Genomic DNA, 23687 nt, shown 5'->3' with positions numbered 1-23687 from the left:
CTCCCGCCGGCACGGCCTAAGGCAGCACCGGCAGCAGCTCGGGCAGGTGGCCGTCCGAGGCGGCGGCCGCCGTGACCCGCTCCTCGGGCACCTCTCCGTACAGCGTCGTACGCGGCTTCGCCGGCCGGCCCGCGAGCTCCGCGATGGCCACCAGGTCCTGGACGGACCGGTACGAGCCGTAACCCGACCCCGCCATCCGGGAGATGGTCTCCTCCATCAGTGTGCCGCCCAGGTCGTTCGCGCCCGAGCGGAGCATCTCGGCCGCGCCCTCCGTGCCCAGCTTCACCCAGCTGGTCTGGATGTTGGTGATGTGCGGGTGGAGGAGGAGCCGGGCCATCGCGGTGACGGCCCGGTTGTCGCGGTCGGTCGGGCCGGGGCGGGCGATGCCGGCCAGGTAGACGGGCGCGTTGGTGTGGATGAAGGGCAGGGTCACGAACTCGGTGAGGCCGCCGGTCTCCTGCTGGAGGTCGGCCAGCGTCCGCAGGTGGCCCAGCCAGTGGCGGGGCTGGTCGACATGGCCGTACATCATCGTGGACGAGGAGCGCAGGCCCACCTCGTGGGCGGTCCTGATGACCTCCAGCCAGGTCGCCGTGGGCAGCTTGCCCTTGGTCAGGACCCAGCGGACCTCGTCGTCCAGGATCTCGGCCGCGGTGCCGGGGATCGAGTCGAGCCCGGCCTCCTTCGCCGCGACCAGCCAGTCGCGGATGGACAGGCCGGTGCGGGTCGCGCCGTTGACGACCTCCATCGGTGAGAAGGCGTGGACGTGCATGCCCGGGACGCGTTCCTTCACCGCACGCGCGATGTCGAAGTACGCCGTTCCCGGCAGGTCCGGGTGGATGCCGCCCTGCATGCAGACCTCGACCGCGCCGACGTCCCACGCCTGCGCCGCCCGGTCCGCGACCTGGTCCAGGGAGAGGGTGTACGCGTCGGCGTCGGTGCGCCGCTGGGCGAAGGCGCAGAAACGGCAGCCGGTGTAGCAGACGTTGGTGAAGTTGATGTTGCGCGTGACGATGTACGTGACGTCGTCGCCGACCACGTCCCGGCGCAGGGCGTCCGCGATCCGGCACAGCTCGTCGAGCGCCGGGCCATCCGCGTGCAGCAGGACGAGGGCCTGGTCGTCGGTGAGCCTCGTCGGGTCGTCGGCGGCCTGGCTCAGGGCGGACTTCACGTCGCCGTCGATGCGGGACGGGACCATGCCGGGGGCCGCGGCCTCGCGGAGCGCCTCCCAGTCCCCGTACACCTCGTCGAAGTCGTCGCGGCGGTCGGTGGTGCGGCCCTCGGTGTCGATGGTGTGGTGCAGATCGGTGCGGCCGGAGGCGTTGAAGCCCTCGTCCGGCTCCTGCCAGGGCAGCCCGACGGGCATCGCACCCTCCTTCGCGAGCCCGGTCTCCGGGTCGGCGAGGGCACGGACGTGCGGGAGCAGGCGCGGGTCGAGCCAGGGCTCGCCGCGCTGGATGAACTCCGGGTAGATGGTGAGCCGTTCGCGCAGCGCGAAGCCGCTCTCGGCGGTCCTGGCCGCCAGCTCGTCGATGTGCGGCCAGGGGCGCTCGGGGTTCACATGGTCGGGCGTGAGCGGCGAGACCCCGCCCCAGTCGTCGATCCCCGCGCCGATGAGCAGCGCGTACTCGGCGTCGACGAGGTTCGGCGGGGCCTGGATGCGGGCGGACGGGCCGAGGATGTGGCGCGCGACGGCGACGGCCGCGGCCAGCTCCTCCAGCTCCGCGTCCGGCATCCCGCGCATCGCGGTGTCGGGCTTGGCCCGGAAGTTCTGGACGATGACTTCCTGGATGCCGTGGTAGGCGCGGGCGGTCTTGCGCAGCTCGAAGAGGGAGTCGGCGCGCTCCTCGTAGGACTCTCCGATGCCGATGAGGATGCCGGTGGTGAACGGGACGTTGGAGCGCCCGGCGTCCTCCAGGACGCGCAGCCGTACGGCCGGTTCCTTGTCCGGTGAGCCGTGGTGCGGGCCGCCCGGCTCGGACCACAGCCGGGTCGCGGTCGTCTCCAGCATCATGCCCATGGAGGGCGCCACCGGCTTGAGACGCTGGAGGTCGGTCCAGGTCAGCACGCCGGGGTTGAGGTGCGGGAGGAGGCCGGTCTCCTCCAGCACGCGGATCGCCATGGCGCGGACGTACGCCAGGGTGTCGTCGTACCCCTCGGCCTCCAGCCACTCCCGCGCCTCCGGCCAGCGGTCCTCGGGCCGGTCGCCCAGCGTGAACAGCGCCTCCTTGCACCCCGTCGCGGCACCCTTGCGGGCGATGTCGAGGACCTCGTCAGGCGACAGGAACATGCCGTGGCCCTCGCGCCGGAGCTTGCCGGGCACGGTGACGAAGGTGCAGTAGTGGCACTTGTCACGGCAGAGCCGGGTGAGTGGGATGAAGACCTTGCGGGAGTACGTGATGACACCCGGCCGGCCCGCGGCCTCCAGGCCCGCGTCCCGCACGCGGGCGGCACCGGCGGCGAGATCCGTCAGATCGTCGCCGCGCGCCTGGAGCAGGACGGCGGCCTCGGTCACGTCGAGGGCGACACCGTCACGGGCACGCCTGAGGGCACGTCGCATGGAATTGGTGGTGGGGCGTCCGCGCTGAGGATCGGTCATGAACCGAGCATACGAGCGAGTAGCCGGCCGGTGACCGGCCGGATCTCCCGCACGTCGCACCCGCCCCCGGCGTCCCGGCCGCCACGGGTCGCACCGGATCTGCCGCAGGTCGCGCCCGCCCCTGGCGCCTCGGCCGCGCAGCGGTCCGCGCCCCGTAGGGTCGGCACGGTGATGGAAACGATCGTCTTCGACATCGGCGAGACACTCATCCGCGACGACCGCTACTGGGCCTCCTGGGCCAACTGGCTCGGCGTCCCGCCGCACACGCTGAGTGCGCTGGTCGGGGCCGCGGTCGCCCAGGGGCGGGACAGCGCCGACGCGCTGAGCATCCTGCGCCCCGACATGGACGTCAACGAGGCCTCGCTCGCCCGGACGGCGGCCGGGCGCGGCGAGCACCTGGCCGAGTCGGACCTCTACCCGGACGTACGGCCGGCGCTGGCGGAGCTGCGCGCGCTGGGCGTACGGGTGGTGGTCGCGGGCAACGGGACGGTGCGGGCGGGCGAACTCCTGCGGGCGCTCGACCTGCCCGCGGATCTCGTCGTCGCCTCGGACGAGTGGGGCGTGTCCAAGCCGGACCCCGAGTTCTTCGCCCGGGTGCTGGAGGTGTCCGGGGCGGAACCGGGCTCGACGCTCTACGTGGGCGACCACCCGGCGAACGATCTGTTCCCGGCCAAGTCGTGCGGGCTGCTCGCCGCGCACATCCGGCGGGGTGCGTGCGGGTACTGGTGGGCGGACCACCCCGACGTCGTGGACACCGCGGACTTCCGCCTCAACGCGCTGACGGACCTCCCGGCCCTCCTGGACAAGGTGCCGGACCCGCCCCGCCCGAGGGCCCTGCGGGCGCTGTAGTCCGGGCGCCCGCAGCCTCCGGTGGCGGCCGAGGGCGATGCCGCCGAGGCCGAGCCGTCCGAATGCATCGCTTCCACCACGGGCCGGGCAATGCAGTGGTACGGCCCGCAGGCCGGATAATGAGCGCGTGGCCGGTCTCGCTCCGACCTGCGGGCGGTGTGGGGGGATCAGCCGGTCGCGGTGTCGTCGACCTTGAAGTCCATGCTGACCTTGCCGTTGAGGACCGACTTCGCGGTGACCGTCACGCCGTACTGCTTGCCCTCCGACACGAGCCGGCAGCGGACGACGGCACCCGCCTTGGCCGGGAGGTCCTCGGGGCAGGAGAAGGCGTCGGGCGCCTTGCCGACCTGGGCCGTCAGCGCGGCCTTGCCCTGGCGGGCGACCTCCGCCCTGCTCACCGACTGGCCACCGGTGCCGGTGTCGGTGCCGGTGCTCGCCGCGTCGGTCGGCTCCGGGTCCGCGGAGCTGCCGGCGCCCGCCGCGTCGTCGACCTTGAAGTCCATGTTGACCTTTTTGCCGTCGACCGACTTCGCGGTGACCGTCATGCCCTGATTCTTGCCGCCATCGGTCAGCGTGCAGCGAATGGTCGCGCCCACCTCGGCCTTGAGGTCGTCCTCGCACGTGACGTCGTCGGGCTCCCGGCCGACCTGCTTGCCCAGGGCCGCCGACGCCTGCTTCGCGACCTCGTCCTTGCTCACTTCCTTCGAGCCCACGCTCGCCGAGCAACCCGCAGCGAATGCCACTGCCAGCAGCGCTCCTGCTGCTCGCACGGCGATCCGGCTCCCGGTCGACTGCTGCATTGGGCCCCCTGAGTCAAGAACTGTTCACGTCAAGCACCGGGACGCGCAAACTCGCCGCCCTGGTTCCCGATCGCAACCTCCGCCCACGCCGTCTTCCCGACCACGCGCTCGGCCACGCCCCACTTCGCCGCCGGCGCCTCGGTACGTATCCGTGCACCACCGCGTTCGTCGCCGGCTCGGCCACGATCACCGCCACGTCGTCGGACAGCTCACTCCCGTACGGAATTCCCCACGCGTCCAGCCGATGCGGGGCAGGCGACGCGTTGCGGGGAGCCCTGGGAATCGGCGGGCCGCGACCCGAAGGACCTCCAGGTGGTCCCGTACGCGGTCCTGCCGGACGCGGGCAAGCCGGCGCACTACGCGGACCTGGGCATCGAGGAGGTCGTGCTCCAACTGCCCCCGGCGGGCGAGGCGGAGGTGCTGCGGACGCTGGACGCGTACGCGGAACACCTCTGAGGCGGCTCACCTCACGGAAGGCCGCGGGGCCGGTGCAGAACGGCTGGAGTGCCGTCGGCATCCGGCGAGCCGATGGCCCCGCCCGGGGAAGCGCTACTCCCCCTTGACCGGGCTCACGTACGTACCGGGGTGCGTCGCCCCGTCCTGGAGCAGCACGGGCGCCTTGTGCGGCCAGGTGAGATCCTTGCTCTCCGTCTCGCCGGGCGGAGTGATACTCATCGTGGCGGTCTTGAACTCGTTCTCCTTGGAGTTCCCTTCCGCCGAGTAGGACAGGTACGTCACCGTGAAGTAGGTATCGCCGCCCGGGTCCACGGTGTATGCCTTGGGCTTGTCGGAGGCCTGCCGGGCCATCGACCACGTGTTACCGGAGAAGCTCATCAGATCGACTCCCGGGTAGCCGTTCAGCGTGCAGGGGGCCGTGCCCTTGTTGGTGAGGGTGACCGTGACGTGGCCCTCGGAGCCGGCGGACTGGGCCTCGCCCCCGGGGTCGACCGCGAAGCCCAGATCGGCCGTCCTGCACTTCGCGGCGGCGTTGCCCCCGCTGCCGCCGGAGGAGCTGCCCGTGCCGCCGGCGGTCGACTTGTCGCCGCCCGTGCCCTTCTCGCCGCCCGTGCCACTCGTGTCGCCCGAGGCCGGGGATTCGGGCACCCCGGACGACTGCTGTGCGGCCGCGGGACTGCTCGGATCCGCCCCGGCTCCGGTGCCGGAGTCGTCGTTGCAGGCCGTGAGACCGAGACCGGCCACCAGGACCGCGGCGGCGAGCGAGATGGTACGCAGACGCATGGGATGTTCCCCCGTGAGTAGATCCGTGCTGGTCATCCAGTGATCATCTGGATACGTACAGGATGACTGCGCAGGAGGGGAATCCGGTTGCAGGAGGCACGTGAACGACTCGTGTCGGTTCGGCGTGTGCGGTGACGGCACTGTGCCGGTGGAACACGGCGGGGCAGCCGAGGAACAGGGGCGGCTTGGCCGCGAGTTCGCCCGGTGCCGCCTTCTCCGACTCCGTCGGGGCGCGTCGTCCGGTGCCGATGAGCAGGGCGTCCCCGTCGGAGAGCGACGACGGGAACGAGCTCCACGTCCGCAAGCTAAGGGCTGTCCCGCCGGCGTGAAGCCGGCTGCACGGGCTCGTCGGCCCGACGCGACTGCCCGCCGGCGACCTGTGGTCGCCGGCGGGCAGGTAATTCCTTAGGGGGCGCCGGAGTTCGCCCGTCAAGGCCTGATCAGATGCGCACCGCGCCCACGATGGACCCGATGGTGCTCATCGACTCGTAGCGGACGAAGGCGCCCGGGTACGGAGCGTGGAGCACGGTGTTGTTGCCCGCGTAGAGCCCCACGTGCGTGTTGCCGTTGAAGAAGACCAGGTCGCCCGGCTTCAGCTGGCTCTGCGAGATGCGGGTGCCCTGGTTGATCTGGGTGTACGTGGTGCGGGTGATCTGGGCACCGGCCTGGGCGTACGCCCACTGGGTCAGGCCCGAGCAGTCGAAGGCGTTGGGGCCGGTGGCGCGCGCCTGATACGGCATGCCCACCCGCGAGTTGGCGGCCTGGAGGGCCGCGGCGCCGAGTGCGGACGCGGGGGCCTCGTTGCCGAGTTCGACCCGGTCACCGGTGCCGCGGCTGGCTCGCGCCTTGTTGCTGGCGTCGGTGCTGGCGCGTGCGTCGTCGTCGCGCATCTGCTGGCGCTCGGCGGCGGTCAGGGTGTTGAGCACCTTCTGCGCCTCGGCGAGCTTGCCCTGCTGCTGCTTCTTCTTCGCGCCGAGCGTCTTGCGGACGTCCGCGAGGTCACTCAGCTTGTTCTGGGCCTCCTTGCGCTGCTGCGCGAGGGTCCGCTGCTTGCCCTGGATCTTCGTCAGCGCATCGGCCTGCCTGGCCGTGAGCTGGTCCAGCGCGGACGCCTGGTCGAGGAAGCTGTCCGGGTCCGAGGCGAGGAAGAGCTGCACCGAGGGGTCGATGCCGCCGGAGCGGTACTGGGCGGCGGCGAGCGAACCGAGGCCGGAGCGGAGGGTGTTGAGCTCCTGCTGGCCACGCGCCACCTTGTCCTGCAGCGCGCCGACCTGCTTTTCGAGCTTCTCCTGCTTCTCCTTGGCCCCGTTGTAGTGCTCGTTGGCCACCTCTGCCTCGTGGTAGAGCTTGTCGACCTCCGCCTTGACCTCGCTCTTGGTCGGCTTGGGGTCGGCGTGAGCGGCCTGGGAGGTCAGGGCCACGGCCGCGGCGGCGGTCGCGGTGAGCACGGTCACACGGGCGCGGCTCGGGTTCTTGGGACGACGGTGGGACGCCACGAAGGCGAGCTCCTTCTTCCTCGAGCCGCCTACCGGGCTATGGGGGGACGGGAATCCCCGGCTCCGTGCATGTCACGGAATCGGCGGTTCCTTCGCTGCCACCCCGGATGGGTGATCAACCGTGCGAAGGTTCGAGGCCCAACCATAGTGACCATCTCGTAATCAGTTCAATCGGGGCAGGAATAATCTCTGCACACGGGGTACTTATTTTGGTCACATCACACGACGTGTAGCGATGACCTGACGGCCCGTTCCGTAACTCCCGGCAAGTCACGACAAGGTTCACCAGGCACCCGAAAGCCGCATTCCTCCCCTGCCGGCCGCGCGGCACCGCACTCGCCGGCGCGGGCGTACCCTTTCCTTCCCTCTCCTCCTCTTTCCACTTCCTTCCACGGGCGGGACAGCGGAGAACGCCCTAGGGTCATTCCCCATGACCGAATCCCCCGCACACCTCCGCGCGACGGCGGATGCCTACGACGCCATGGCCGTCGTCTACGCCGAGTTCGCCCGTGACAGCCTCGACGTCGTCCCGCTGGACCGCGCGCTGCTCGCCGCCTTCGCCGAGCTCGCGCGGACGGCCGGTGCCGGGCCGGTCGCAGAGCTGGGATGCGGGCCCGGACACCTCACGGCGCACCTGCGCGGCCTGGGGCTGGACGTTTTCGGCATCGACCTGTCACCGGTGATGATCGGCCTCGCCCGCGAGGCGTTCCCCGACCTGCGGTTCGAGGTCGGTTCGATGGACGCGCTGGACCTGGCCGACGGCGAGCTGGGCGGCATCGTGTCCTGGTATTCGGTCATCCACACCCCGCCGCAGGAACTTCCCCCGTACTTCACCGAGTTCCGCCGCCTCCTGCCCCCGGGCGGCGTCCTCCTGTTCGCCTTCTTCGAGGCCGGGGGCGGGCCGGTGGAGGCGTTCGACCACAAGGTGACGACGGCCTACCGGTGGCCGATAGACGAACTCGCCGGACTGGCCCGCGAGGCCGGGTTCGTCGAGGTCGGCCGGATGCTGCGCGAGCCCCTCGACGGGGAGCGGTTCCGCCGGGGCCATCTGCTGATGCGCGCGGAGTGAGGCGCGGGACAGCCCTCAGCGGAGCACCGGCTCCGCGAGCAACTCGCGCAGCCACCGCGCGCTCTCCGCGGCCCCCGGCGCCTCACCCGTCCCGGGGAAGAGCCGGCCCCAGGAGCACGCCCTGCCCACGGCGCCCAGGCGGCAGGCCACGCTCACCGCGCGGCGCAGCTCAGCAGGGGTGAGGCCGGTGTCCGTCCACGGGTCCAGGTAGGCGTCACGCAGTCTCGGCAGCGCCTGCGGCCCGTACCGTTCGGCTGCCGTGCGCAGCGGGACGAGCAGGCTGCAGAAGGGGTGGGAGACCGCGGCGTCTCCCCAGTCGAAGAAGGTGTAGCGGCCCGGTCCGGGGGTGAAGAACTGTCCGTCGTGCAGGTCGCAGTGGTCGAGCGAGTCGGGGATGCCGGTCGCCGCGAGTTCGTCGCACCAGCCCTGGAAGCGGGGGCGCAGTTCGCGCAGTGCCGTGCGGGTGGCGGGGTCCAGGGCGGCGTTCTCCTCGACGAGCCGGTCGAAGGTGCTGGGGAGTACCGCCATCCGGGCGTCGGGGACGCCGAGTCGGCCCATCTCCCCGGCTCGGGGGCCGAGCGCGCGTTGCACGGCCGCGTACTGGCGCAGCGGTTCCTCCCACGCCCGTTCGCCGGAGGAGTCCTGGCGGAGCGCGTCCCGGAAGAGCGTGCCGCCGTGCGGGAGGAGCGACCAGCCGCGGGCGTCGTCCACGGCGAGCGGCTTCAGTACGTGGCCGGGGACCCAGCGGGCCAACGCCTCGGCCAGTCCCGCTTCGAAGGCGCCACCGGCGCCGCCCGCGGGGCCGGCCTTGAACCACACGTCGGGTTCGCCCTCGGCCGTCATCCGTACCAGCACCGACCACGGCCGCAGCCGCACCACGAGCCGTCTCGTCGTGCGCAGGCCGTGGGCGGCGAGGCCGTGCTCCGCCCAGCCGAGGGCGGCCTCCCGCCAGGCCGGGTCCTCCCAGGGGGTCACCGCGTCCGGGTACTGCCCACGCTCCACGGCCGCCGCTGACGCATCATGTCGCATCGCGTCATTCCATCACCGCGGCCGACGGCACTCCAGCCGTTCTGCACCGGCCCCGCGGCGTTCCGTGAGGTGAGCCGCCTCAGAGGTGTTCCGCGTACGCGTCCAGCGTCCGCAGCACCTCCGCCTCGCCCGCCGGGGGCAGTTGGAGCACGACCTCCTCGATGCCCAGGTCCGCGTAGTGCGCCAGCTTGCCCGCGTCCGGCAGGACCGCGTACGGGACCACCTGGAGGTCCTTCGGGTCGCGGCCCGCCGATTCCCAGGCGGTACGGAGCCGCGGCACCGACTCCGTCAGGCCGCGGCCGCCGATGGGGAGCCAGCCGTCCGCGTACTCCGCGATGTGCGCGAACAGTTTCGGTCCGGCCGCTCCGCCGATCAGGGTGCGCGGGCCGACCACCGGGCCGCGGGGCCGCTGGAACGGCTTCGGGTGGGCGTGGCTGGCGTGTACCGAGCCGAACTCACCCTCGTACGCCGTGGGTTCGTCGGTCCAGAGGGCGCGCATCAGTGCCATGCGGTCACGGCCGAGGTCGCGGCGGGTGCGCCAGTCCACGCCGTGGTCGGCGGCCTCCTCGACGTTCCAGCCGAAACCGAGCCCCAGGGTGAAGCGGCCGCCGGAGAGGTGGTCGAGGGTGGCGATCTGCTTGGCGAGGTCGATCGGGTCGTGCTGGGCGATCAGGGTGATGCCGGTGCCGAGCGCCAGGCGCTCGGTGACCGCGGCGGCCTGCCCGAGCGCCACGAAGGGGTCCAGGGTGCGGCCGTACTCGGGCGGCAGTTCACCGCCCGCCGGGTACGGGGTCCGCCTGCTCACCGGGATGTGGGTGTGCTCCGGGAGGTAGAGCCCGGAGAATCCCCGCTGCTCGAGCTGGTGCGCGAGCCGTACCGGTGTGATCGTCTCGTCGGTGAGGAAGATCGTTGTGGCGATCCGCATGCGAGGACACCTCCGTCGTTGTCGGGTGACCGCCCAAACGTATGCCGTCCGGTGCGCAAAACCGAGCGTTCGGCGTCTCCGGAGGAGGTCAACCGTCGTGGTCCTTCGCGGCCGGCCCGACAGGCCCGGCCGCGAACCGCCCGTCCCGGTAGAGGTCGCGGAGCAGGGCGATCTCGGCTCCGTGGTGCAGAATTTCCTGGTTCACCCACCAGATGACGTCGATGAACGGCTCCTCCGGGTCGCTGCCGTGCGGGTAGGTGCAGTGGCCGACCCTGTCGAGCACGGTTTCGTCGGCGGCGAGCAGTGCTTCGCGCCAGGCCGCGGCGGCGGCCGAGAAGCTCGCTGTCGCCCCGGCGGCGTCGGGACCGGCCCGGTAGTCGTCCTTGGTGAGGGCGTGGGTGCCGTTGGCGTGGTCGGCGCGGACGGCCAGCATCTCGCTGAGGTGGGCCAGCCTCCAGGCGATGGTGGTGAAGGGCGGCGGCACGGGGTGCGGCGAGTCCGCCGAGTCCCGGCCCCAGTCGCCCGCCCCCACCAGCACGGTGGCGCGGACTCCCGGCCCGTCCGCCCGGCGGCGGACCGACCAGCAGCCGGGCACCGGCTCCCAGAGGTACTCCGCGTCGGTCATCGGGGTGGCCTCGACCTCCACTCCGTTGCCGCTGTCCACCACCGGCCCGTCGATACGGCCGAGCAGGCGCTCGCAGCCGAAGTCGAACTGGTCCAGGAGCGGCACCAGGCGTGCGGGAATCCCGGTCTGATCGCCCATCATTTCTCCTTCCGCCCCGCGCGGGAGCGAGTCGTGGGTACCGGCGATGCCGGCGGCCACAGTACCCACCGGACGGCGCCGGCGGCCGGGCTCGACGACCGGCGGGGGCCGCGGTCTCGGCCTCCCGCCCCGCCCCGACCCGCCCCGCCCCACTCCGCCCCACTCCGCCCAGCGGCGAACTCCCCGCGTTCACACGGCATTCACCGCCTCCCGCCACGGTGTCGGTACGGAACCTCGTCTCGGTCCACCACACCCCGGGGAGCGCCCCATGCCCGAACCGATTCCCGTACACCGCCCGGTCGCCAGGCGTGGCCTTCTCGTCGGGGCGGCCGCCACCGCCCTAACGTTGGGAACCGTGAGCTTCGCCGCCGCCGACGAGGGCGGCCTCCGGACCCGTACCGTGCGGGGCGTGCTGCCTGCCGGGGCGCCCGACTACGTGTATCTGCCGGTCGACGTCCCGCGCGGGGTCGCCGAGATCGCGGTCTCGTACACGTACGAGAAGACGCCCGTCCCGGCCGGGACGCAGGGCAACGCCCTGGACATCGGCATCTTCGACGAGCGCGGCACGGAGCTGGGCGGGCCGGGGTTCCGGGGGTGGTCCGGCGGCGCGCGCGGCAGCTTCTTCATCCGGGCCGACGCGGCGACCCCCGGCTATCTCGCGGGGCCGGTCCTGGCCGGGACCTGGCACATCGCCCTCGGCCCGTACACCGTCGCCCCGGAGGGGCTGCCGTACGAGGTGACGGTGACCCTGAGCACCGGGCCCACCGCGCCCACTCCGCGCCCCGTGTATCCGCCGGAGCGCGTGAAGGGTCGCGGGCGCGCCTGGTACCGCGGGGACTGTCACCTGCACTCCGTCCACTCGGACGGCATGCGGACCCCGGCCGAGATCGCGGCCGCGGCCCGCGCCGCCGGGCTCGACTTCATCAACAGCAGTGAGCACAACACCACGTCCGCACACGGTGCGTGGGACGGGCTGTGGGGCGACGATCTGCTGGTCCTCACGGGCGAGGAGGTCACCACCCGCAACGGGCACGTGATCGCGCTCGCCACCGACCCGGGGACGTTCGTCGACTGGCGCTACCGGGCCCGGGACAACCGGTTCGGGCGCTACGCGCAGGCCGTCCGCCGGGCCGGCGGCCTGGTCGTGCCCGCCCATCCGCACGCCACCTGCATCGGCTGCCACTGGAAGTTCGGCCTCGGCGAGGCGGACGCGGTGGAGGTGTGGAACGGCCCGTACACCCCGCAGGACGAGATCGCCCTGGCCGAGTGGGACAACTCCCTTGTGGCAGCGATCCGTTCGTCGACGCCGTGGATTCCGGCCATGGGCAACAGCGACGCGCACCGGGAGCCGGACCGGATCGGGCTCCCGCAGACCGTCGTCCTGGCCGACGGCCTGTCGCGCGAGGCGATCGTGGCGGGCATCCGCGCCGGTCGCTCCTACATCGCCGAGTCGTCCGCCGTCAGCCTGTCCTTCGGCGTCTCGGACGGGCGCGGGCGCCATGCCGGGATCGGTGAGCGGCTGCGGGCCGAGGGGGACGACGCCCCCGTCACCGTACGGCTGGAGGTCACCGGGGCCCCGGAGTGCACCGCGCACTTCGTCACCGACCAGGGAACGCTGTTCACCGCGGCGCTCCCGAAGTCGGGTACGGGGACGGTGGAGTGGCGTACGACGCCCGCGTACGCCGCGTACGTGCGCGCCGAGGTCCGGCACCCTGCCACGCTGCCGGGGCTGCCCGGAGCGCCGGCGGCGCTGACCAATCCGGTGTTCCTGGAGGGGTAGGCCTCTTCGTCCGGATCATACCGGGCTCGCGGATCAGCAGGGGGCAGCCGCTGGCGGGCTCGCGGATCAGGCCGTGCTCTCCTCGACCCTGGACCACGCCGCCCTCGGGGTGTACACGGTGGTCCTGGGCCTGGCGGCCACTGCGGGGGTGCGCAGGTCCGAACTGTCCCAGGTGACGTGAGCGGTGTACCCGAGCGGTCCGGCCGCCGCGGTCAGGTTGAGGGCGGTCAGATCCGACTGCGGATCGGTGGTACGGCTGTACAGGCCGCCCGCCGAGACCGCCCCGTCGGGCTGGAACCCCATGGACGTCGGGGCCTGGTCCGTGGCGAAGAAGTACGCCTCGCCGCTGATGGTGTAGGAACCCCGGGTGGTGTTGTGGATCTGGGCCTCGCTCTCGATCAGCGAGGTCATGCCGAAGGTGTCGTCGCCACCGTCGCTGACCGTGCCGTCCGCGTTGACCTGCCACAGCTCCCAGTACTGGAGTTCCTTCCCGTTGACCGTCCCGCCGTTCCGCACGTAGGCGTCCAGCGCCGATCCACCGATCGGGGACCAGCCCTGGCCGGTATGACGCTCCACGGCAAAGCGCCTGGTCACCTCCTGGATGATCACCCCCTGCCGCGGGTTGGTGATCACCCAGTCCCGCCTCCGGGAGAAGTTGCCGCAGAGCCCTTCCTCGTCCTTACCGGACCGGGCCGTGCCGAGGACCGGTGCGGGCCCGCCGGCGGCCGGGGCCCGCTGCACGGCGTGGTCCCGTGCCGCGGTCACGCTGCTGCGCTGCACCCCGGCGTGGTCGGTGTCGTGCTGATGCGGTCCGGCCATCACGCGGTGCGCGTTGGCCTCCGCCGCCCGCTCGAAGCGGTCGGAGGGATCCGAGACCTTCAGCCCGGTCCCGTCGTCCGTTCCCGCCACCGGCCCCGAACGCTGCTGGACCACATGGGTCAGTTCGTGGGCGAGCGTGTGCTCGTCGGTCTCCGCACCGCCCAGGACGATGTGGTTCCCGGACGTGTACGCGCGGGCACCGATCTCCGCGGCGGAGCGCTGGGCGGTGGCGTCGTTGTGCAGCCGGACGTCGGAGAAGTCCGTGCCGAACCTGGCCTCCATGTCCTCGCGCACCGGCTGTTCGAGCGGGCGGCCGGCCGTGCCCAGCACGTCGTGCACCGCCGACCTCTGTACGGGGCGGTCCGCGACCATACGTGCGACGGCCGCGTTCCCCACGGTCCGCTGCAACACCGCCATCTCCGCAGCGGATCCCGGTGCCGCGACCGGGCCGGGAGGGCGGTCCGACGCGTGGTCCTGCGGTCGTGGACGGTGGGCGCGGGTGGTGCGGCGTTTCTGCTCGTGCTCCGGCACGGTGCCTCCAGCCATCGGTCCCTCCCATTGATAGCGCGTCGCGCCCGGCCCGCCAATGGGCGCCCGGGGCGGTCACGGGGCACCGTTGCTGCACTCCTCGGACACCGGCCGGTGCGACGCTGTGCCCGCGTCCCGGGCCGGGGCGGGTGCCGCGAGGGTACGGAACCGCTGGGCGCAGGCGCGTCGTTGCACCGCCGCCAGCCCGGCGACCGCCGTGCCGAGCACCAGCCACCCCGCCGGCCCCGCGGCCATCACCACGCCGGTCAGCAGCGGCGGCCCGGCGGACTTCTGGATGGACTGCGACATGCCCGCGACCCCGAGGTAGGCGGCCCGCGCCTCCGGGGGCGCCAGCAGGACGGCCAGCTCCCACGAGCTCACCGACCGCATCAGCTCCGCCAGGGTGACCAGCACCGCCGCGGCGAGCAGGAGCGCCGCGGCCGTCCAGGTCCCGCACCGGGTGGCCCCGGCCAGGAGCGCGCAGCACACGAACATCAGGCCGCCGTACAGCAGCAGGGTCCGCATCGTCCGGCGCGGGCCCTCGGCCCGCTTCGACACGGCCAGTTGCAGCACGACGACCAGCACGGTGTTGATGACCAGGAAGGCCGGTACAAGGGCGTGCGGCGCGGACGTGCGGTTCACCAGCCACAGCGGCAGGCCGACGCCGAGCACGGAGTCGTCGAGGTTCATCGGGATGTCGAGCAGGACGAACCGGAGATAGCCCCGGTCCCGCCAAGGGCTCCTCGGCCGGGCGGAGTTGAGCGACCCAACGGCCGTCGACGACGCGGCCTCGCCGACCGCGACCCCTGCCGCCCGTGCCACCTCGACCGTCGTCGCCTCCCGCAGCTCGCCCGTACGCCACACCAGCACCGCGGCGACGGCGAAGGACAGCGCGTTGCCGAGGATCAGGGCGCGGTAGGCGTCCGTGGTGCCCACGGCCAGCCCGATGGCCGCAATCCCGGCGCCGACCCCGTAGCCCGCGTTGGCAGCGCTGCGGGACAACGCCTGGTAGGCCACGCGCCGTTCGCCCGCCGCGCGGGTGGCGAACAGCATCTCCAGCGTCTTCGCCGCCCGGTCCCCCAGGTAGGTGACGGCGACGACGGGCAGCAGCGCCTCGAAGCCCGAGCACATCAGCACCAGGGTCAGGGTCACCAGCCGGAGCAGATGACAGCCGATCAGCAGCGGACGCAGCGGGAAGCGGCCGGCCAGCCGTCCGGCCAGGGGCGAACCGACGATGCCCGCCACCCCGGCCACCCCGAGCAGCACCCCGATCTGCTGAGCGCTCAGATGCGTCACGAAGGTGAGGTACAGAACCGAGGACGCGGCCCACAGGCCGGATCCGGTGCGGTCGACGGACAGGGCGAGCAGCATGATCCGGGCGTTCCGGCCGCCCGGCGGATTGCGCAACTGGGCCAGGAGCCCCGGCCCGCCCTTCGGCGCCCGCGCACCCTTGCCCCTCGTGGTGCGTCGCACCGTCCACCCCCGCATACCTCGACATGAAGAGATCAGCAGACCGGGGAAGCCTGCCGGGAATTACTCTCGATGTCAAGATACTTGATGGCGAGATACTTGCTCGGAGTATCGGCCCGCCCGCTGCGGGCCGGACGGGCCGACGGGTGCCGCAATGGCGCCCTCCGCCTCAGCCCGGCCAGACGATCGCCTGGAGTTCGCTGTACGCGTGCAGGGCGTACGAGCCGACATCGCGTCCGACACCGCTGCGCTTGAACCCGCCGAACGGGGCCTCCATGTTCCGGCCGATGGTGTTCACGCCGACCCCGCCCGCCCGCAGCCTGCGGGCGACGCGGAAGGCGCGCGCGACATCGCCGGACCAGACGTAGTCGATCAGCCCGTAGTCGCTGTCGTTGGCGAGCGCGATGCCCTCCTCCTCGTCGTCGAAGGGGACGACCACCACGACCGGGCCGAAGATCTCCTCCCGCACGACCCGCATGTCCGGTGTGCAGTCGGCCAGCAGCGTGGGCGCGACGTAGAAGCCGCGGCCGGTCGGGTCGGGGCGTTCGCCGCCCGTGACGAGCCGGGCCCCTTCCTTGCGGCCCAGTTCGACGTACGACTCGACGCGGTCGCGGTGGGCGGCGGAGATGACCGGGCCGACCACGGTGCCCTTCGCCGTCGGATCGCCGACCGTCAGGTACCCGGCGTACCCCGCGAGCTTCTCGATCAGGGCGTCGTGGGCGGCCCGTTGGACCAGGACGCGGGTCGGAGCCGTACAGATCTGACCGCTGTAGAAGGAGAACGTGGTGCCGATGCCGGCCACCGCGGAGTCGAGGTCGGCGTCGTCGAGCACCACGGCGGCGCCCTTTCCGCCCAGCTCCATCAGCTGCCGCTTCATGGACCGGCCGCACACCTCCGCGATGCGCTGCCCGACCGAGGTGGAGCCGGTGAAGCTGACCATGTCGACGTCGGGCGAGTCCACGGCGGCCTCGCCCGCCTCGGCCCCCGAACCGCTGACGACGTTGACGACGCCCGCCGGTACGCCCGCCTCCGCGAGTGCCTCGGCCATCCGGTAGACGGAGAGCGGGTCCTGCGGGGCGGGCTTCACGACGACCGTGTTGCCCGTCGCGAGCGCGGGGGCGATCTTGCCGGCCGGGTTGGCCCAGGGGTTGTTGTACGAGGTGATGCAGGTGACGACGCCCACCGGCTGGCGGACCGCGAGCGCCCCGAAGATGCCGGCCCGGCCCATCGGCCCGGCCTCGTTGATCTGCGGCGGGACCGCCTCCTCCACCGGTTCCAGCGCGCCCTTCGCGTACCGCCGGAACCGGGCGGCGCCGACGGCCACCTGCATCCCGCGGGCGGTGCCGGTGGTGGCGCCGCTCTCCGCCTGCGCCAGGGCGGCGTTGGCCGTGAAGTCGCGTTGCATCAGGTCGGCGGCGCGGTCGAGTATCGCGGCGCGTTCCTCGGGGCGGGTACGGGACCAGGTGGTGAAGGCCTCACGGGCCGCCGCGGCCGCCTCGTACACCTGCGCGCGGCTCGCCTCGGGGGCGAGGCCGACGACGTCCTCGGTGGCCGGGTTGATCACCTCGTAGTGGCCGCTCGCCGGCTCGGTCCACTCGCCGCCGATGAAGAGGCGCTGGGGCGTGGTGGTCACTGTGTGCTCACCGTCCGGGTGTCGCGTCCGGAGCGCAGCACCGTGCCGGGGACCGCGCCGGTCACCTTGTCGTCGCGCAGCGTCTCCACCCCGTTGACGCGGACGGACACGATGCCGAGGGCCTTGGAGTCGAGCCGGGGGCTGTCGCCGGGCAGGTCGTGGACGAGGGTGGCGGGGCCCGCGTCGATGCGTTCGGGGTCGAAGAGTACGAGGTCGGCGTGGAAGCCCTCCGCTATGCGGCCGCGGTCGCGCAGGCCGAAGAGGCGCGCGGGGTCGTCCGTGAGCATCTTCACCGCCGCTTCGAGCGGGACGAGCTTGCGGCCGCGCAGGCAGTCGCCGATGAAGCGTGTGGTGTACGGGGCGCCGCACATCCGGTCCAGGTGGGCACCCGCGTCGGAGCCGCCGAGCATGACGTCCTCGTGCTCCCAGGTCCGCTGCCGCAGCGCCCAGGAGTCGGGGTCGTTGTCGGTGGGCATCGGCCACAGCACCGTACGCAGCTCGTCGGCCGCGCATATCTCGACGAGGCAGTGGAAGGGGTCCTGCCCGCGCTCGGCGGCGATGTCGTTGACGACCCGGCCGCTGAGGCCCTCGTTGGCCGCGCTGTAGGTGTCCCCGATGACGTACCGGCCGAAGTTCGCGAGGCGGCGGAAGACGCCGGCCTCCTTGCTGTTGGCGCGGCGCAGCATCTCGGTCCTGGTGTCCGCGTCGCGGAGCCGCTCGATGCGCTCGGGGACGGGCAGGGAAAGGATGTCGCCCCAGCCGGGGATCAGGTTGAGGGCGCAGAACGTGCCGAGCGACATGTTCATCGGGGTCAGGATCGGCATCGTGAGCGCGACGATCCGGCCGCCCGCGCGGCGGGCGCGTTCGCTGGGGACCAGCTGGCGCGGGACCCGCTCGGGGACGGCGGCGTCGATGGTCAGGACGTTCCAGTTGAGCGGGCGTCCGGCGGCCGCGGTCATGTCGACGAACAGCTCGATCTCCTCGTCGGAGAACTGGTCGAGGCAGCCCGCGACGATCGCCTCGATCTGGGTGCCCTCGTGCTCGCCGACCGCGCGGGAGAGTGCGAGGAGTTCCTCTGGCAGCGCGTGCCGGGAGGCGACCGGCTGCCCGTCGCCGTCGGCGTGGGTGGAGGACTGGGTGGTGGACAGCCCCCACGCCCCGGCGTCCATCGCGTCGTGGAACAGGGCCAGCATGGCGTCCAGTTGGGCGGGGGTGGGCTGTCCGCCCACCGCGTCGGCGCCCATGACGTGCCGGCGCAGCGCGCAGTGCCCGACCATGAACCCGGCGTTGACGGCGATCCGCCCGTCGAGCGCGTCGAGGTACTCGCGGAAGCTGGACCAGGTCCAGTCGACGCCCTCCTCCAGCGCCTTGAGCGCCATGCCCTCGACCCGCGACATCATGCGCCGGGTGTAGTCGGCGTCCTCGGGCCGGTCCGGGTGGAGCGGGGCGAGGGTGAACCCGCAGTTGCCCCCGGCGACGGTGGTCACGCCGTGGTTCATCGACGGGGTGGCGTACGGGTCCCAGAAGAGCTGCGCGTCGTAGTGGGTGTGCGGGTCGACGAAGCCGGGCGCGAGCACGAGACCGGTGGCGTCCTCGGTGGTCGCGGCGGGCCCGGGGGCCGTGCCGGGTTCCGCGATGACGGCGATACGGCCGTCGCGGATACCGATGTCCGCACGGTAGGAGGGTCCGCCGGTGCCGTCCACGACGGTCGCTCCGCGGATGAGGTGGTCGAGCATGAGGGTCCCTTCCGTGATGTTCCAAACGTGGATGTGCGCCGGGGTGCGTACGGCCGCGGTACGCACCCCGGCTCGAAGGGCGGCGGTCCGGGAAGACGCCGCCCGCGAGACCGAGCCCCTCCGGAAACCGAGGAGCGGGGTTACGGGCAGAGCCCCGCGGCCTACGCCGCGTCGCGGAACCGGGTGGTCCGGTGGACCGGGTCCGTGTCGATCTCCGGGATCACGTGCTCGCCGATCAGCTTGATCGAGTTCAGCGTGTCCTCGGGGCTGATCCCGATCGGCATCCCGAAGCTCAGCTGGTCCGCGCCCGCCCGCTCCCACCGCCGGCACTGCGCCAGCACCTCGTCCGGGTCGCCGCAGATCATCAGTTCCTCGGCGATGAGGAGTTCGATGATCTCCTCGGAGTACTCCGGCAGCAGCTCCGGCCACTCCGGGATGCCCTCCGGGCGGGGGAACGTGTCGTGGTAGCGGAACAGCAGCGACTGGAGGTAGTTCAGCCCACCGCCCACCGCGATCTCGACGGCCTTCTTGTGGGTCTCGGCGCAGATCGCCGTCGAGGTGACCATCACGTTGTCGTTGACGAAGTCGCCGATCGGCTCGGCGTCCTTGACGGCCGTCTTGTACGACTCGACGACCCACTCCATGTCGGAGACCTTCTGGACGCTGAAGCCCAGCACGCCGAGCCCCTTCTTACCCGCCATGGCGTACGAGGACGGCGAGCCGGCCGCGTACCACATCGCCGGGTGCGACTTCCCGTACGGCTTGGGCAGGATCTTGCGCGGCGGCAGCGACCAGCTCTTGCCCTGGAAGCCGACGTACTCGTCCTGGAGCCACATCTTGGGGAACTCCGCGATGGTCTCCTCCCAGAGGTCCTTGGTGTGGTTCATGTCGGTGATGCCCGGCATGAACCCGAGGATCTCGTGGCTGCCCGCCCCGCGCCCGGAGCCGAACTCGAAACGCCCCTGGGAGAGGTGGTCCATCATGGCGACCTTCTCGGCCACCTTCACCGGGTGGTTGACCGGGGCGAGCGGGTTGAAGATGCCTGACCCGAGGTGGATGCGGTCGGTGGCGTGGGCGAGGTAGCCCAGGTACACGTCGTTGGCCGAGATGTGCGAGTACTCCTCCAGGAAGTGGTGCTCGGAGGCCCAGGCGTACTTGAAGCCGGACTTGTCCGCCTGGATGACGTACTCGGTCTCCTCGATCAGCGCCTTGTGCTCTGCCCCGGGGTCCGCCTTGGCCCGCGCGGCGGGCACATACCCCTGTACAAAGAGCCCGAATTCCAAGGGGGTTCACCGTCCTCAATCGTTTCTGACACTCCGTCAGATTCTGATGCGTCCGACTGTTCCACCGAGACCCTGACCCGTCAATACCTGACGCCCCGTCAGGTGAGATGGGGCGGGGCGGCGCGGTCAGAAGAGACTGACCCCGGCCAGCCACCCGCCGTCGATGACGAACGGCTGCCCGGTGATGTACGAGGAGTCCTGCGAGGTCAGAAAGAGCGCGAGCGCGGCGACCTCCTCGGGCCGGCCGATCCGGCCGAGCGGGACGAGCTTGCGGTAGAGCTGGTCCACCGCGGCCTTCGACTCCTCTGGGTCCGCGGACGGGTCGAGCGCCGCGGGATTGGTCATCGCGGTGTCCACGGCGCCGGGGCACACGGCGTTGACCCGGATGCCCTTCGCCGCCAGCTCCACCGCCGCGACCTTGGTCAGACCGAGCACCGCGTGCTTGGTCGCGGCGTACGCGCCCACGAACGCCATACCGGTCAGCCCGGTGTACGAGGCCGTGTTGACGATGGTCCCGCCCCCCGCCGCCTCGATCTCCGGCGCCACGGTCTTGATCCCCAGGAAGGCCCCCACCTGATTGACCTGGACCACCTGCTGGAACTCCTCCAGCGGCGTGGCCACCAGCTCGTTGAACCGCAGGATCCCCGCGTTGTTGACCAGCCCGTCGATGCGCCCGAAGGCGCCCTTCGCCGCGGCGACCGCCGCCTGCCAGTCCGCCTCCCGGCTCACGTCCAGGTGCACGAACAGCGCGGTCTCCTCCCCCAGCTCCTTCGCGAGCGCCTCGCCCTGCTCGTCGAGCACGTCGGCGATCACCACCCGCGCGCCCTCGGCGGCGAAGAGCCGCGCCTCCTGCTCGCCCTGCCCGCGCGCCGCGCCGCTGATCAGCACGGTCCGCCCGTCCAGCTTTCCCATGGCCTGACTCCTACCTGTCGAGATGAGGTGCGACTTCGGCGGCGAACGCCGCCATCTGATCGGTCAGTTCGGCCCTGCTGCGGCTGCGGAACCGCACCTGGATCTGGTGCACGCCCATCGCCGCGTACTCCCGCAGCGACTCCGCGAGCACCTCCGGCTTCCCGCTGAGGGTGCGCCGCCCCACGGACCAGTCCGGCTCGCCCACGTACAGCGGCTCGGTGATGGCCCCGACGACGATCGGCTCCTCCACCCCGGCGGCCTCCCGCAGGGCGTGCAGCCGGGCGATCTGCTCCGGCAGCTTCGCTCGCGGATCGCCCTGCGGCAGCCAGCCGTCCCCCCGCACGGCGGCCCTGCGCACCGCGGCGGGCGAGGAGCCGCCCACCCAGATCGGCACCCGCTCCTGGGCGGGCCGGGGCAGCTGGCCGAGCCCGCTGAAGGAGAACCGCTCCCCCGCGAACTCCGGGTACTCCTGCGGCCCGAGCGCGGCCTTCAGCGCGTCGACGGTCTCGTCGAGCAGGGCGCCTCGCGCGTCGAAGTCCGCCCCGAGCGCGTCGAACTCCTCGCGCACGTGCCCGGCCCCGACCCCGAGGATCAGCCGGCCGCCGCTGAGGTGGTCGAGGGTCGCGTACTGCTTGGCGGTGGCCAGCGGATGCCGCAGCCCGACGACGGCGACATGGCTCATCAGCAGCACGCGCTCGGTGACCCCGGCGAGGAACCCGAGCGTGGCCACCGGGTCGTACCAGACGGTACTCATCGCCTCCGCGAGCCGGCGGGGGATGGCGACGTGGTCACAGCTCGCCAGGTAGGCGAACCCGGCACGGTCGGCGGTGCGGGCGATCTCGGCGAGGTCCGAAGGCGTGGCCCCGGCCTCCCACGGCTCCGCGTAGATGGCGCTCTGCGACTGGATCGGGAGCTGCATCCCGTACGACAGCGGTCCGGCGGGCAGTATCGGCACCGAACGGCCTCCTTCCCCTGGCACGAATCTGACGGCTCGTCATATTGCGAGCGGAGTCATCGTCGTACCTGACGCATCATCAGGCAAGGGGTGGTCGCGGGGAAGGGGCTCAGGAGGTCGTCAGCGGCGCACCGATCTCCAGGTCCGCGTCGAGCCTGGCGATGAGCTCCGCCGCCTGCGAGGGGACGTGACGGCCCGCGGAGAGATCCACTGCGGTGCGGGGCAAGCGAGCCGAGGACGCTTCGGCTGCCGTGACTGCTCGCGTTTCGGATCGTTGATGTTGTGACGCGGTGGACGATCGGAAACTGGCACGCGGTACAGCGGTATGGCGGTCGCCTGTCAGCGACACAGGCCACGTACGACAACTCGGCATACTCCGTCGTCGTTGCCTGCCGCATGGGTAGCCTGCAGAGACTGGGGGTGAGTCGTGGATGTCGAGATGAAGGTTGAAGGGCAGCTCGGCGCCATCACGTTGTCAGCTCTGCAAGACGTGCTGGCCGGCCTGAACCGGCTGCTGAGGGGCATGGGGGGCGGCGAAGAGTGGAGTCTCACGGGACTGGGTGAAGGCAGCGCCCTTCTGGCAGCTCGGCCGCTGGATCACGAGGACTCTGATGTCGGTCATCGTCTCCTGTGCGTCGTCCGGGAGTTGGAAGAGCGCCCTGAGATCCCCTCGCTCGAGGACGAGGCAACGGTTCGGCGAGTCGCCGACCTCACCGGTTTGGTGGGGAAGCGCGGGGTGGCAGGGCTGCGGGTGCGTACTGATCGCCTTTCTCCGTGGTCGCAGGCTGCCTCGCTGACACCGGCCGTCCGAATGAACGCCCTTCAAGCCCTCACGGTGAACGCTCGGGCGCGCAGCTCGTTCCAGGGACGGTTGGACAAGGTCAATCTGCGAGGGAAGACCCCTCAGTTCTCGCTGTTCAACGAGGCGCGGGGGCTGGCCCTGCGGTGCAACACGACAGACGACGAGGTAATCAAACAGGTGAAGCGGCACATGGGGGAGGTCGTGACAGCTCGGGGAGACCTGTCACGGAACGCCAGTAACCAGCCCGTCCATCTGCGGGTCGACCGGCTGACGGCAGTCGAGGTCCCACGGCGGAATGTGAGCGTGGAGGACTGGGCGGGTGTGTCACCGGAGTGGCCGAACGGCCTCAGCTCCGTGGACTTCGTCCGTCGTCAGCGTGACGCAGGTGCTTCCGAGGACGGCGAGTGCACCGCCCGCGTAAGGCGGCTGCACCACTTGTCTACTTCGGCTCCTGCGTCTTCATCGCGGTGATCAAGGGCGTTACGCGCGCCGGAGGCGATCACGAAGACAGGTTCGAGAGCTGCAAGAAGCTCCTGACGGACTTCGAGCAGGGCGCCTGCCGTCTGGTCATGTCCGAACTGGTCTACACCGAGACCTTCCACAAGGGCGAGGCCAAGCTGACGGACAGACGCCGCAGCCGGCCCGCTCGCGGAGCAACGCGCGAAGCAGCGAGCGATCTGATCGACGGCTGGTTCCGACGCCCGGAGATCATCCGGGTCGAGGTCCACCAGGAAATCGCGGAAGAGGCCCGGCGCCTGGCGCTGCGGTACCGACTGGACTCCCACGATGCCGTTCACCTGGTCACGGCGCGGGACGAGGGCTGCAAGAGCTTCATCACGCTCGACAAGGAGCTGTGTGACCGGGTCGCACAGGTCGACCTGGGGCTACAGGTCCAGATGCCTTCAGTTGAATGGGAAGGGCAGACAAGCCTCCCTATCCCTCACCAGCAAGGCCTCAAGGTGATCACCGGAGAGGGAACTGGTTAGGAGTTGTCCCGGCCGTC

At 71.6% G+C, this 23687-nt stretch carries 19 protein-coding genes and 1 pseudogene; 6 read left to right on the top strand and 14 right to left on the bottom strand.

Annotated features, from left to right (window positions below; all coding sequences use genetic code 11):
• Positions 1 to 16 precede the first annotated feature (16 nt).
• Complete coding sequence (locus AB0I52_RS09740) at positions 17 to 2596, bottom strand: bifunctional FO biosynthesis protein CofGH (protein ID WP_363070636.1); 2580 nt, start codon at positions 2594 to 2596, stop codon at positions 17 to 19.
• A gap of 171 nt (positions 2597 to 2767) precedes the next feature.
• On the opposite strand from AB0I52_RS09740, the gene AB0I52_RS09735 reads away from it, so the two are divergent.
• A complete protein-coding gene (locus AB0I52_RS09735) occupies positions 2768 to 3445 on the top strand; it encodes an HAD family hydrolase (protein WP_363070750.1) in 678 nt (225 codons plus the stop codon).
• Between the two features lie 167 nt (positions 3446 to 3612).
• Here the strand turns inward: AB0I52_RS09735 and AB0I52_RS09730 are convergent, their stop codons facing one another.
• A complete protein-coding gene (locus tag AB0I52_RS09730) occupies positions 3613 to 4245 on the bottom strand; it encodes a DUF4333 domain-containing protein (RefSeq protein WP_363070634.1) in 633 nt (210 codons plus the stop codon).
• Positions 4246 to 4521: 276 nt separating this feature from the next.
• Between AB0I52_RS09730 and AB0I52_RS09725 the strand changes: the two are divergent.
• Positions 4522 to 4701: pseudogene (locus AB0I52_RS09725) on the top strand (LLM class F420-dependent oxidoreductase); the annotation flags it as partial.
• A gap of 93 nt (positions 4702 to 4794) precedes the next feature.
• Here AB0I52_RS09725 and AB0I52_RS09720 read toward each other — a convergent pair.
• Positions 4795 to 5484 (bottom strand): DUF4232 domain-containing protein, encoded by a 690-nt coding sequence (locus AB0I52_RS09720; protein ID WP_363070632.1) that lies wholly within the window; start codon positions 5482 to 5484, stop codon positions 4795 to 4797.
• A 440-nt stretch (positions 5485 to 5924) separates the two neighbouring features.
• Positions 5925 to 6980 (bottom strand): NlpC/P60 family protein, encoded by a 1056-nt coding sequence (locus tag AB0I52_RS09715; RefSeq protein ID WP_363070630.1) that lies wholly within the window; start codon positions 6978 to 6980, stop codon positions 5925 to 5927.
• Between the two features lie 430 nt (positions 6981 to 7410).
• Here AB0I52_RS09715 and AB0I52_RS09710 point away from each other — a divergent pair, with 430 nt between their 5' ends.
• Entirely contained in the window at positions 7411 to 8049 is a 639-nt protein-coding gene (locus AB0I52_RS09710) for a class I SAM-dependent methyltransferase (protein WP_363070628.1), read from the top strand.
• A 15-nt stretch (positions 8050 to 8064) separates the two neighbouring features.
• On the opposite strand, the gene AB0I52_RS09705 is transcribed toward AB0I52_RS09710, so the two are convergent.
• The 3 genes from AB0I52_RS09705 to AB0I52_RS09695 all read right to left on the bottom strand — a co-directional run bounded on the left by AB0I52_RS09705 (position 8065) and on the right by AB0I52_RS09695 (position 10766).
• Positions 8065 to 9078, bottom strand: coding sequence for a phosphotransferase (locus tag AB0I52_RS09705; protein ID WP_363070626.1), 1014 nt, complete (start codon positions 9076 to 9078; stop codon positions 8065 to 8067).
• Positions 9079 to 9157: 79 nt separating this feature from the next.
• Positions 9158 to 10003, bottom strand: coding sequence for an LLM class F420-dependent oxidoreductase (locus AB0I52_RS09700; protein WP_363070624.1), 846 nt, complete (start codon positions 10001 to 10003; stop codon positions 9158 to 9160).
• A gap of 88 nt (positions 10004 to 10091) precedes the next feature.
• The gene (locus AB0I52_RS09695; RefSeq protein ID WP_363070622.1) at positions 10092 to 10766 is read right to left on the bottom strand and encodes a DinB family protein; all 675 of its coding nucleotides are present in this window, start codon (positions 10764 to 10766) and stop codon (positions 10092 to 10094) included.
• A gap of 268 nt (positions 10767 to 11034) precedes the next feature.
• Here AB0I52_RS09695 and AB0I52_RS09690 point away from each other — a divergent pair, with 268 nt between their 5' ends.
• A complete protein-coding gene (locus tag AB0I52_RS09690) occupies positions 11035 to 12546 on the top strand; it encodes a CehA/McbA family metallohydrolase (RefSeq protein WP_363070620.1) in 1512 nt (503 codons plus the stop codon).
• 66 nt (positions 12547 to 12612) lie between these two features.
• Here the strand turns inward: AB0I52_RS09690 and AB0I52_RS09685 are convergent, their stop codons facing one another.
• The 7 genes from AB0I52_RS09685 to AB0I52_RS09655 all read right to left on the bottom strand — a co-directional run bounded on the left by AB0I52_RS09685 (position 12613) and on the right by AB0I52_RS09655 (position 21882).
• Positions 12613 to 13782: a DUF4157 domain-containing protein gene (locus AB0I52_RS09685; RefSeq protein ID WP_363070618.1), complete on the bottom strand. Its 1170-nt coding sequence runs from the start codon at positions 13780 to 13782 to the stop codon at positions 12613 to 12615.
• 186 nt (positions 13783 to 13968) lie between these two features.
• The gene (locus tag AB0I52_RS09680) at positions 13969 to 15366 is read right to left on the bottom strand and encodes an MFS transporter (RefSeq protein ID WP_363070616.1); all 1398 of its coding nucleotides are present in this window, start codon (positions 15364 to 15366) and stop codon (positions 13969 to 13971) included.
• Between the two features lie 166 nt (positions 15367 to 15532).
• Positions 15533 to 16996 (bottom strand): aldehyde dehydrogenase family protein, encoded by a 1464-nt coding sequence (locus tag AB0I52_RS09675; protein WP_363070614.1) that lies wholly within the window; start codon positions 16994 to 16996, stop codon positions 15533 to 15535.
• Positions 16993 to 18732 carry a D-aminoacylase gene (locus tag AB0I52_RS09670; RefSeq protein ID WP_363070612.1) on the bottom strand — a complete coding sequence of 580 codons (1740 nt, stop codon included), beginning with the start codon at positions 18730 to 18732 and terminating at the stop codon, positions 16993 to 16995. The genes AB0I52_RS09675 and AB0I52_RS09670 overlap by 4 nt, the downstream gene beginning before the upstream one ends.
• A 161-nt stretch (positions 18733 to 18893) precedes the next feature.
• Positions 18894 to 20015, bottom strand: a complete 1122-nt coding sequence (locus AB0I52_RS09665) for an LLM class flavin-dependent oxidoreductase (protein ID WP_363070610.1) — start codon at positions 20013 to 20015, stop codon at positions 18894 to 18896.
• 126 nt (positions 20016 to 20141) lie between these two features.
• Positions 20142 to 20927 (bottom strand): glucose 1-dehydrogenase, encoded by a 786-nt coding sequence (locus AB0I52_RS09660; RefSeq protein ID WP_363070608.1) that lies wholly within the window; start codon positions 20925 to 20927, stop codon positions 20142 to 20144.
• A 10-nt stretch (positions 20928 to 20937) separates the two neighbouring features.
• Positions 20938 to 21882, bottom strand: a complete 945-nt coding sequence (locus tag AB0I52_RS09655; protein WP_363070606.1) for an LLM class F420-dependent oxidoreductase — start codon at positions 21880 to 21882, stop codon at positions 20938 to 20940.
• Between the two features lie 427 nt (positions 21883 to 22309).
• Between AB0I52_RS09655 and AB0I52_RS09650 the strand changes: the two genes are divergently transcribed.
• Complete coding sequence (locus tag AB0I52_RS09650; protein WP_363070605.1) at positions 22310 to 23155, top strand: hypothetical protein; 846 nt, start codon at positions 22310 to 22312, stop codon at positions 23153 to 23155.
• Entirely contained in the window at positions 23152 to 23670 is a 519-nt protein-coding gene (locus AB0I52_RS09645) for a type II toxin-antitoxin system VapC family toxin (protein WP_363070603.1), read from the top strand. Before AB0I52_RS09650 ends, AB0I52_RS09645 begins: the two co-directional genes overlap by 4 nt.
• Positions 23671 to 23687 lie beyond the last annotated feature (17 nt).

Source organism: Streptomyces sp. NPDC050423 (genome assembly GCF_040655445.1).
GTDB lineage: Bacteria > Actinomycetota > Actinomycetes > Streptomycetales > Streptomycetaceae > Streptomyces.
Note: the sequence above shows the minus strand (reverse complement) of the source record. Positions and strands in the feature narration are given on the sequence as shown.

Bases quoted from the DNA above. Each gene is read 5' to 3' on its own strand.
- AB0I52_RS09740 (WP_363070636.1), bottom strand. From the start codon at position 2,596: ATGACCGATCCTCAGCGCGGACGCCCCACCACCAATTCCATGCGACGT.
- AB0I52_RS09735 (WP_363070750.1), top strand. From the start codon at position 2,768: ATGGAAACGATCGTCTTCGACATCGGCGAGACACTCATCCGCGACGAC.
- AB0I52_RS09730 (WP_363070634.1), bottom strand. From the start codon at position 4,245: ATGCAGCAGTCGACCGGGAGCCGGATCGCCGTGCGAGCAGCAGGAGCG.
- AB0I52_RS09720 (WP_363070632.1), bottom strand. From the start codon at position 5,484: ATGCGTCTGCGTACCATCTCGCTCGCCGCCGCGGTCCTGGTGGCCGGT.
- AB0I52_RS09710 (WP_363070628.1), top strand. From the start codon at position 7,411: ATGACCGAATCCCCCGCACACCTCCGCGCGACGGCGGATGCCTACGAC.
- AB0I52_RS09705 (WP_363070626.1), bottom strand. From the start codon at position 9,078: ATGCGACATGATGCGTCAGCGGCGGCCGTGGAGCGTGGGCAGTACCCG.
- AB0I52_RS09700 (WP_363070624.1), bottom strand. From the start codon at position 10,003: ATGCGGATCGCCACAACGATCTTCCTCACCGACGAGACGATCACACCG.
- AB0I52_RS09695 (WP_363070622.1), bottom strand. From the start codon at position 10,766: ATGGGCGATCAGACCGGGATTCCCGCACGCCTGGTGCCGCTCCTGGAC.
- AB0I52_RS09690 (WP_363070620.1), top strand. From the start codon at position 11,035: ATGCCCGAACCGATTCCCGTACACCGCCCGGTCGCCAGGCGTGGCCTT.
- AB0I52_RS09685 (WP_363070618.1), bottom strand. From the start codon at position 13,782: ATGGCGGTGTTGCAGCGGACCGTGGGGAACGCGGCCGTCGCACGTATG.
- AB0I52_RS09670 (WP_363070612.1), bottom strand. From the start codon at position 18,732: ATGCTCGACCACCTCATCCGCGGAGCGACCGTCGTGGACGGCACCGGC.
- AB0I52_RS09660 (WP_363070608.1), bottom strand. From the start codon at position 20,927: ATGGGAAAGCTGGACGGGCGGACCGTGCTGATCAGCGGCGCGGCGCGC.